This is a genomic window from Protofrankia sp. CiT1, assembly GCF_917627335.1.
Classification (GTDB): domain Bacteria; phylum Actinomycetota; class Actinomycetes; order Frankiales; family Frankiaceae; genus Protofrankia.
Genome location: NZ_CAKJTP010000098.1, coordinates 1 through 9,013 on the forward strand (window position 1 = coordinate 1; position 9,013 = coordinate 9,013).

Sequence of the window (9,013 nt, forward strand, 5' to 3'; positions counted from 1 at the left end):
GACATGGATAACCCCTCCCTTTTTGTTGTAGGGGCGGCTTGTTGTAGGCCCGGCGACAGGGGACGCGGCGTCGCGGGGCCAGGAAACGAGGCGAGGCGCCGTCTGGCGCCGTCTGGCGCCGGACGAACTTCCGGCGGCGACCACTAAGCAAAGAGACGGCGCCGGGGCTGCCTGGACCGCCGATCTGCTTCCGCTCCGATTGCGGCCACCGGAGCGACCGGGGCGACCGGACCGTTTCGCCGGCCCTGGGCGCCGCTGCCTCCGAAACCGGCGGCGGAAGCGTGGCTGACAGTAATCATCGCTACCTGTGAGGCGGGCGAGGCGCTGCTCGTGGCGCTGGCCGCGGCAGCACGACTGTCATGGCCACCCGTGTTACCCGCGGAGGCGGCGGACGCGAGCTGACGAGCGACGGACATGGCGTGATTGATTGGAATGGAGTACCCGGCCCGCATGCCGGCTGGCAGATACTCGTTGAACATCGTCGCAGCCGTGTCCATACCGATGACCTGACCCGCCGCGCTGACCAGCGGGCCACCGGAGAATCCGGGTTTGATCGCTACGTTGGTTCTGATGAGGCCGGTCAGCTGTTCGGCATTACCACCACCGGGTTCGGTAGCGGTGATGCTCTGGTTGAGGGCGGTGATGGCACCGCTGGCGGTGATCGGCGCACCGCCCTCAGCATTGCCAACAGCAACGACGGAATCGCCGATGGAAACCTTCGCGGAGTCCCCGATCGGAACCGCGGTGAGCCCTGAAACGCCGCGCAGCTGGAGTACGGCGACATCATCGGTCGGATCGGCGCCGACTACCGCGGCAGGATACGCACGACCAGTACTGGCGACGGTCACGGTGATACCTGCGGAGTCCTGGATGACGTGATTGTTGGTAAGTATCTCGCCACCGGAGTTCAGGAGCATGCCGGTTCCCGCGGCAGAACCATTCTGTGTGGCGAGCTTGGAAACGATACGAACCACGCCTGGCATAACTCGGGCCGCGGCACCGGACCGCTGCGCCGGAATAGGGCTGCCAGCCGCCGCGGTGAACACGTCGGGAACGGCCACAGTAGCGACAGCGGCGGCAGCGCGGATTCCCGGCCCCATGACGATCGGGCCGTCACCGGCACGGCCTGGCAACCCGGAGGTGGTCATTGCGGTACCAGCTGTGATGGCATACCCGCTCAGACAGGCGGTCGCACACCCGAGCGCGGCCACTCGCAGCCGCCACATGGAGATACCGGGACTCTCCTCACCCACCGCCACGCGGACCTCCTCGTGAGTCCACCGCCAGAGCCGGTGCCGCCAGCGCTCCTTGGTCCGAGCCTCTGCTGTCCTGCGCATCCGTCTACTGCCGACTGCCGTCGTCGACCACCGCGATCGACGTCCGGCGACTCAACCCAATCGCGTGGCAATCGCTGGGCGATCACCGAACGATCGAATGCGGGGCATATCACGCCGAAGCCAGCGTCCCCTGACCTCCGTCATCTCAGGTGCCTCCTGTGTGTAGTTAGAGTGCCTGGCGACACGGGGCTGGATCAAGGAGCGGGGCTGGGAGGCGTCCATCGCAAGGTGGCGCGGGGAGCCACCGGAGGTGGTGGGTGGCGATCGACGAGCTGAGGTATCCGTGCGTCGCACGGTCACGTACGGAGAGTGATGCGGCGAGGCGCCTGCCCTGTTGCCGGAGCCTCTCCATGAGATAGCGGATCATAGGCTGCTTCAGGATGCGACCCGCGCCTCCTCTTGCCTGGCCAGCTGCTGGCGGAGTCCGGCCAGGATCAATTCCATCCCAAATCGGTATTCCTCATCATGATCGCAGCTGCCAAGGTCGGGCACGGCCGCGGCCAGCGCGGGGAAGCCGCCCGCCCGCAGCGCCGCTGCCTGTTGGGCAAGCAGCTCAGGCGCCTCCGACCGTTCGATCAACGAGCTCCCGCCGCCGGAGAGCTGGCGCAGGATGGCGCCGGTGTGGAGGGCGACTATTGCGCGTATCGCGTGAACGGACGTGGCGCTGTCGAATCCGACGTCAGCCAGCAGAGCCAGCCCGGTCTCGAACGCCTGGAGGGCCACTGTCGAGGCCACCGGTCGGGTGGCCAGCAAAATGAAGGCTGCGGGGTGGGCCAGCGCCACGCGGCGGAACTCGCTGGTTATGGCCTGGATTCGCTCCTCCCACGGCCCGCTCGCGGCCACCGCCGGGTTGATCTCATCCAGTATGATTTTGGTTACCCCGTCGAGTAGCGCAGCCTTGTTGGGGATGTGGTTATACAGGGACATGGCCTCCACGCCGAGTTCGCTGGCGAGACGGCGCATGCTGAGCGCGTCGACGCCGTCGCGGTCGACGAGTCGAAGAGCGGTACGAAGAATCCGCTCACGACTGAGGGGCCGGTGGGTGCTGGACCCGTTGCTCTTCGCCATGATGGTTGTTGTCCGTCCTCGGTTCACTGGGCATACGGCCGCACGAAAAGGTGCCCGCTGGGTCAGCCAGGTCATTCGGGGCGAACGACAGGTTCAGACCGGTCCAGGACCGGAACGGGAGAGAGACTCGTGCACGTGCTTGGTTATCTGCCCGCTATGAACCTACCGCTATGATTGCTGAGGGCCACGATATGGCACACTGTAACGCCCTGAGGCCGAGAACGTCACAGCCGCGGGACGAGGCGCGACGGGAACATGATAATGGCCGTCCCGCGCCGGACGATTCTTTTATCGCTGCCCAGAGTACGAGCGCCCGCTAACAGAGGGATGGGTCAGGGAGCGGGGCGGGGGCGCGTTCATCGCGAGGCGGCGCGGGGAGTCACCGGAGGTGGTGGACGTCAACCGACGAGCAGGGGCACTCGCGCGTCGCGCGGCGATGGATGGTGAGCGATGACGCGAGGTGCCTGCTGCACCTCCGCGCAGGTCGCTCTCGGCAATGGATTGAAGCGGATCCGTGGCCAGGGGCAGGGAGGCGGTCCTGTCCGTGACCACGGGCCGCGGTCTACTCGCAGGCAGGAGCGATGCCAGGGAACCTCGGTGGGATGGCGGGCGCACGTCGGCCCCAGCGCTGGAAAGAAATTTCCATAAACAAAGCGCTCATGGTCATAGTGCGCTTCTTTCTCTTTTTTGCCTCTTTTACCTCTTTTTATTTCTGCGCTTACGCTGTAAGTATATTTCAGTACTCTGCCACGTGGGCCGAAGGTTGTCAACGCACGCAGCTTCTGGTGACGAGGGCCTCAGCGCAGGGCGCGCAGGGCGCGCAGACCGGCGGCGACAAGTTCCGGCACAGCGGCCCCCGCCGTCTCGAAACCATCACCGACGGTTTTTCCGCCGAGGTAGCGGGCGTGGATCCCCTCCGCAATCACGGCAATCTTGAAATAGCCCAGAGCCAGGTAGAAGCTAAGGTTCACCATATTTCGCCCAGCGGCCAGGGCGTATGCCTCGATCAGTTCGTCCGCCGCTGGCATGCGGTTGCTGGTCGACGCTGCCGAGCCGCCGAGCACCGCTTCGAAGGCGGGGTCACGGTAGACGGCGGCCAGCGCGAGGTCCGCGAGCGGATCGCCGAGCGTAGCCATTTCCCAGTCCACCAGCGCGCGGACGGTACCGAGGCTGTCCGGGTCGAGGATGGCGTTGTCTATCCGGACATCCCCGTGGACGATCGCCGCGCCGCTCTCAGCCGGCAGCGCGTCCCGCAACCGGGCGTGCAGGGTGATGATGTCGGTCAGTTCCCTGGTGGCGACGTGGGCCCACTGGTTGCGCCAGCGCGTTACCTGCCGGCTCAGGTAACCCTCCGGCCGGCCGAAATCAGCCAGGCCGACCTCCGCGTACGGTACCGCGTGCAGGCGGGCCAATGCCCTGAGCACACCGAAGGCAGCCTGCGCGACCTGAGCGTTGGAGTAGCTGTCCAGATCTTCGCGGCTACGGATGACAACACCGTCGACGAGTGAGACCACGGAGAACGGAGCGCCGATCACCGTGCTGTCCTCGCAGAGCGCGATCGCGTCGGGCACGGGGACGTCGGTCCCCGCCAGAGCGGCGACCACCCGGAACTCCCGGCTCATGTCATGCGCGGAGGGGGTCAGCCCACCCAGCGGGGGCCGGCGCACCACCCAGCTGGATGCCTCGTCCCACACGCGATACGTCAGGTTCGAGCGGCCGCCGGCCAGCAGGGCGGCGCGCAGCTGACCGCACCGCCCTGGTACCCGTACATCGAAGTAGGCGGTCAGCGCGGCGAGATCGAGGCCCGTGGGTATGGCATCGGCAGGCACCGCGTTAGCAGGGATCATCATTGTCTCCCAGGTCATCGAAAGCGGTGCCGGGTTATCCGATTACATACAGCTAGTTGCGGGAGCTGCTGATCGCCGGTTCGTCGGGCGGGTCACCCGCCGAACATCATCCGCCATTGTTCAATGCTCCGGGGCCGGAAAACAGTATTGTCACGCCGAACCGCCGACATCGGTGCGGACGGCTGTGCCGAGTAAAGGTGCCCAGGGAAGACGACTGGGTCCGCTGGCAGCGCGGCCAGCTGCTGGAGGCTGGTGTACATGGCGTCGGGGTCACCTCCGGGGAAGTCCGTTCGCCCACACCCTTCCAGAAAAAGTGTGTCGCCGGCTATCAGCCGTCCGCCGTCCACCAGAAAGCACTGGCTGCCGGGGGTGTGCCCGGGGGTGTGCAACAGCCGGATGGGCACCGCGCCGACGTCGACCACGTCGTCATGGTCATGGCTGACCAGGTCGGTGGCGCTGACCCCGGTGGTGCGCCGTACCCATTCGGCTTCATCGCGGTGTACGTGTACCGGAACCTGGACACGGGTGAGCAGATCCTTCAGGCCGGGCAGGGAGAAGCCGAGCATGTCGCCACCGACGTGATCGGGATGGTGGTGCGTGACCAGCACACCGGCGAGCCGCATACCATCGTCGGCAAGGGCGGCGAGGATGTCGTCGATCGCGTACGCCGGGTCGACCACGACCGCGTCCCGAGTTTCCTGATCGCCGATCAGATAGGTGAAGTTGACCATCTGAGCCGCTATCGGATCGCCGACCGCGAAGTCGCGCCCGGACAGCAGCTGGCGGAAGTACAGACGTTTGACCATGGGCTCAAGGCTACGGCGGCCGCACCATCGATACAGCCTGCCGCTCCACCGGACACGGCTTTGCTTACCTTCGGTGGCTTGCGCCGCGCTGGGCGTACTACGATTGATCAATCGAGGCTTCGATTCCGCGCAATACGGTAACCGTAATCTCCCGGTCAGCGTTTGTTCGCCCCGCCATCACCCGTCCGTCGTACTTTGCTGCTTTGTTTCTTCCAGTACGGAGCCTGCGCCAGCCGCATCCTCAGAAAGGGTATTCATGACCTCTCAGCGCAGAGTTGTCGGCTTAACCGCCATCGTGCTCGCACTTGGTTTCGCCGCCGCCGGTGTGACGGCTGGCGTGGCCAGCGCCAATCCGAACGATGACGATCGACGAGATGGGTGGCGCAATACGCGGAACTATGAGATCGGGCTTTTCGGCGACATGCCATACGGCCCCAACGGCCGGTTGCAGTATCCTCATGTAATCGCCGACATGAATTCTCACGACCTGGCGTTCTCCATCTTCGACGGTGATATCAAGAACGGTGGCGAGCCGTGCTACGCTGACATTGACGGTTCCGCGCAGAAAGCCGGTCAGCCGGATGTCTACAAATATGCCCTGAATCTGTTCAACCAGTTCCGGGACCCGGTTGTCTACGTTCCCGGTGACAACGAGTGGACAGACTGCGACCGGCCGTCCACGGCGGGGCCCACATTCGATTCGGTCGACCGGTTGAACTACCTCCGCCAGGTCTTCTTCCCGGATGACCGGAGCCTGGGGCGCCGTACCCTCCAGCTGACGAGACAGAGCCCGCAGTACCCGGAAAACGTGCGATGGACGCGTGGCCCAGTGACCTACGTCGGTGTCAACGTCCCCGGCAGCAACAACAACTACATACCCGACGGCGATGTCAAGGACGGCCCGCAGGCCGAGGCCAACGCGGAATATGCGGCGCGTAACGCCGCGAACCTGCGGTGGATCCGGGATTCCTTCGCGGCGGCGAAGGCGAGCGGCTCGAAGGCCATTATGATCACTGTGCAGGCCGATATGTTCGGCGACAGCCCCACCGCCCCGGGCGGCACGACCGTCGACCCAACGGACCACTTCGCCGACACCAAGGCCCTGCTCGCCCGGGCGGCCGTCGACTTCGGGAAGCCGGTTGTTCTTGTCAACGGCGACAGTCACTACTTCACCGTGGACAAGCCGCTGAGTGACGACGCGGGCAACGTCATCGAGAACTTCACCCGGGTGATGACCTTCGGCAGCTCACTCAACCACTGGGCCAGCGCGACGGTCGACCCGGCGGATCCGCAGATCTTCAGCTTTCACCAGCACATCGTCCCCGCGAATCTCCCCACCTACACGTTCAGCTCCTGAGGGAATCCTGTTGTGGTCCGGGCTGTCCGGGGGCGGTGGCCAGCCGCGGACCACGACGGGTCTGGGTGAATCCCACCCGCCGCGCTTGACAGTTCTCGCGTCATCGGCTTTGACTGATGCTTCTGTCTATGTGTCGGTCAGCGTGCCGGGCTTGTCGGGAGGGAGCGGGATCGTGACCGTACTGAGCGCACCTGTCGTGTTCATCCATGGGTTGTGGCTGCACTCGACGAGCTGGCGCAACTGGGCCGAGCTGTTCACGGCCGCCGGTTATGAGACGTTTACACCGGAATGGCCAGGTGTGGCAGCCACAGTCGAGGCGGCTCGGGCGCACCCGGAAGCCCAGGCGGGCAAAGGGCTGGGCGAGATCATCAATCATCATGGCGAATTTCTGCGGACCCTTGACACCAAGCCGATCGTGATCGGTCATTCCTTCGGCGGCCTCATCGCGCAGAGCCTGCTCGGCCAGAATCTGGCCGCCGCCGCGATCGCGATCGATCCCGCGCAGATCCGGGGCGTGCTGCCGCTGCCCGTCACTCAGCTCAAGTCCACCTTCCCGGTCCTGCGGAATCCGCTGAATCTCACCAAGAGCTTCGTCCCGAACCGGAACGAGTTCAAGTACGGCTTCGGTAACGAGCTGAGCCGCCAGGAGTCGAACGAACTGTACGACATGTGGACGATCCCGTCCCCGGCTCGCCCCCTGTTTGAAACCGCGGCCGCGAACTTCGCGCCGCACTCCCCGGCCCGGGTCGACGTCAAGAACTCGGCCCGCGGCCCGCTGCTCATCATTTCTGGCCGTCAGGACCACACGGTTCCTGACGCGGTCAGCCGCGCCGCGTTCAAGCGCTACCGGCACTCGAGCGCGGTGACTGAATTCAAGCAGTTCGATCGCGGTCATTCCCTGACTATCGATCACGGCTGGCGGGAGATAGCCCAGACCTCGCTCGACTGGCTTCGGTCCCAGCACGCTGTAAGCGCGTGAAGGGACTGCCCGCGAGCCGTGCGGATGGGATCGGCGCAGTATCGTCCGCCCATGGAAGCCGTTGAGGCGGCGAGTGGGCCGGGCCGGTGCGGACGGGTTCGACGCGGTCGTCGTCGGTTCCGGCCCCAACGGGCTCACCGGCGCGGTGACGCTCGCCGAAGCCGGCTGGCGGGTGCTGGTCGTCGAGGCCGCGCCAACGGCTGGCGGCGGGCTGCGCACCGAGGAGCTGACCCTCCCGGGGTTCCGGCACGACGTGTGCGCCACCGTGCTGCCGCTGGCGCTGGCCTCACCGGCGCTGCGCGCGATGCCGCTGGCTGACGAGGGCCTGCGCTGGGCGCATCCAGCGGTGCCGCTCGCGCATCCGCTCGACAACGGGCCGGCTGCGCTCCTGCACCGCGATGTCGCGCGGACCGACGCGGGCCTTGGAACCGGGTCGGGGTGGCGCCGGTTGCTCGCTCCGCTCGTCGCGGATGGTGACGGCCTTACGGCAGATGTGCTTGCCCCGCTCGATCTGCCCCCTGCGGCGCCGGTCACCCTGGCCCGGTTCGGCGCCCGCGGGCTGTGGCCGGCGACCATTCTCGCCCAGGCGGCGCTGCGCGGCGGCCGTGGCCGCGCGCTGCTCGCTGGCTGCGCCGCCCATTCCATGCTTGACCTGCGTCAACCCGTCACCGGTGGGTATGGGCTGTTCCTCGCGTTGTTGGCGCATCATGTCGGCTGGCCGGTCGCGGTCGGTGGATCCCAGTCACTTGCGGACGCCCTGGTTGGACGGTTGCGCAGGCTCGGCGGGGAACTGGTCACCGCCACCCCGGTGCGCTCGCTCGCCGAGCTGCCACCGGCAGCGGCGGTGCTGCTCGACCTGACCCCACGACAGGTGCTCGAAGTCGCCGGCGACCGGCTGCCGGCCGGCTACCGTCGCGTGCTGGCGCGCTACCGGTACGGGCCGGGCGTGTTCAAGGTCGACTGGGCGTTGGACGCTCCGGTGCCGTGGCGGGACCCGTCCGTGGCTGGTGCCGCCACCGTGCATCTGGGGGGCACCCTCGCGGAGGTCGCCGCGGCCGAGCGGGCGGTGGCCCGCGGCGGGCATCCGTCCCGCCCGTTTGTGCTGTTCGTGCAGGCCTGCGTTGCGGATCCGTCGCGTGCTCCCGCCGGGCGGCATACGGCGTGGGCCTACTGCCATGTCCCGCTCGGCTCCACCGTCGACATGACCGATGAGATCGAGGCGCAGGTGGAGCGGTTCGCTCCCGGCTTCCGTGACCGCGTGCTGGCCCGGCACACGATGCCGCCGAGGGCGCTGGCGGCGCACAACGCCAACGAGATCGGCGGCGACATCGGCGGTGGCAGCGCCGACCTGCGCCAGCTCCTCGCTCGTCCGGTCCTTTCGCCCCGGCCGTGGGCGACACCGGTGCCCGGTGTGTACCTGTGCTCGGCCGCCACGCCGCCCGGAGCGGGTGCGCACGGGATGGCGGGCGCGCACGCTGCCCGGCTCGCGCTCCGCCGGGGTGCGTGTTTCTGACGGGCTGCTGTCGACCCCGACGGGGTGATATCGACCAGAAGGCGTGAAAAAAGTGCGCGATCATGGTTTTCCGCGCTTAGAGCGCCCGGCAATAGGGGCGTGGATC

Annotated in this window: 7 protein-coding genes; 3 read left to right on the forward strand and 4 right to left on the reverse strand. The window is 66.8% G+C overall.

Going from position 1 to position 9,013, the window contains the following annotated elements:
- Window positions 1–143 precede the first annotated feature (143 nt).
- The 4 genes from MJ785_RS15150 to MJ785_RS15165 form a co-directional block, all read right to left on the reverse strand.
- Window positions 144–1,259 (reverse strand): S1C family serine protease, encoded by a 1,116-nt coding sequence (locus tag MJ785_RS15150; RefSeq protein ID WP_239312368.1) that lies wholly within the window; start codon window positions 1,257–1,259, stop codon window positions 144–146.
- Between the two features lie 453 nt (window positions 1,260–1,712).
- Entirely contained in the window at window positions 1,713–2,405 is a 693-nt protein-coding gene (locus MJ785_RS15155) for a TetR/AcrR family transcriptional regulator C-terminal domain-containing protein (protein WP_239312370.1), read from the reverse strand.
- Window positions 2,406–3,202: 797 nt separating this feature from the next.
- Complete coding sequence (locus tag MJ785_RS15160; RefSeq protein ID WP_239381433.1) at window positions 3,203–4,255, reverse strand: phosphotransferase family protein; 1,053 nt, start codon at window positions 4,253–4,255, stop codon at window positions 3,203–3,205.
- Window positions 4,256–4,344: 89 nt separating this feature from the next.
- Window positions 4,345–5,058 (reverse strand): MBL fold metallo-hydrolase, encoded by a 714-nt coding sequence (locus tag MJ785_RS15165; protein WP_239346739.1) that lies wholly within the window; start codon window positions 5,056–5,058, stop codon window positions 4,345–4,347.
- Between the two features lie 256 nt (window positions 5,059–5,314).
- Here MJ785_RS15165 and MJ785_RS15170 point away from each other — a divergent pair, with 256 nt between their 5' ends.
- From MJ785_RS15170 to MJ785_RS15180, 3 genes are all read left to right on the forward strand, one after another.
- A complete protein-coding gene (locus tag MJ785_RS15170) occupies window positions 5,315–6,415 on the forward strand; it encodes a hypothetical protein (protein WP_239312375.1) in 1,101 nt (366 codons plus the stop codon).
- A gap of 172 nt (window positions 6,416–6,587) precedes the next feature.
- Window positions 6,588–7,394, forward strand: a complete 807-nt coding sequence (locus MJ785_RS15175) for an alpha/beta hydrolase (protein ID WP_239312377.1) — start codon at window positions 6,588–6,590, stop codon at window positions 7,392–7,394.
- Window positions 7,395–7,467: 73 nt separating this feature from the next.
- Window positions 7,468–8,907, forward strand: coding sequence for an NAD(P)/FAD-dependent oxidoreductase (locus tag MJ785_RS15180; RefSeq protein ID WP_239312379.1), 1,440 nt, complete (start codon window positions 7,468–7,470; stop codon window positions 8,905–8,907).
- Window positions 8,908–9,013 lie beyond the last annotated feature (106 nt).

Excerpts from the sequence above, each read along its gene's own strand:
- MJ785_RS15155 (WP_239312370.1), bottom strand. The coding sequence starts at position 2,405 with ATGGCGAAGAGCAACGGGTCCAGCACCCACCGGCCCCTCAGTCGTGAG.
- MJ785_RS15160 (WP_239381433.1), bottom strand. The coding sequence starts at position 4,255 with ATGATGATCCCTGCTAACGCGGTGCCTGCCGATGCCATACCCACGGGC.
- MJ785_RS15165 (WP_239346739.1), bottom strand. The coding sequence starts at position 5,058 with ATGGTCAAACGTCTGTACTTCCGCCAGCTGCTGTCCGGGCGCGACTTC.
- MJ785_RS15170 (WP_239312375.1), top strand. The coding sequence starts at position 5,315 with ATGACCTCTCAGCGCAGAGTTGTCGGCTTAACCGCCATCGTGCTCGCA.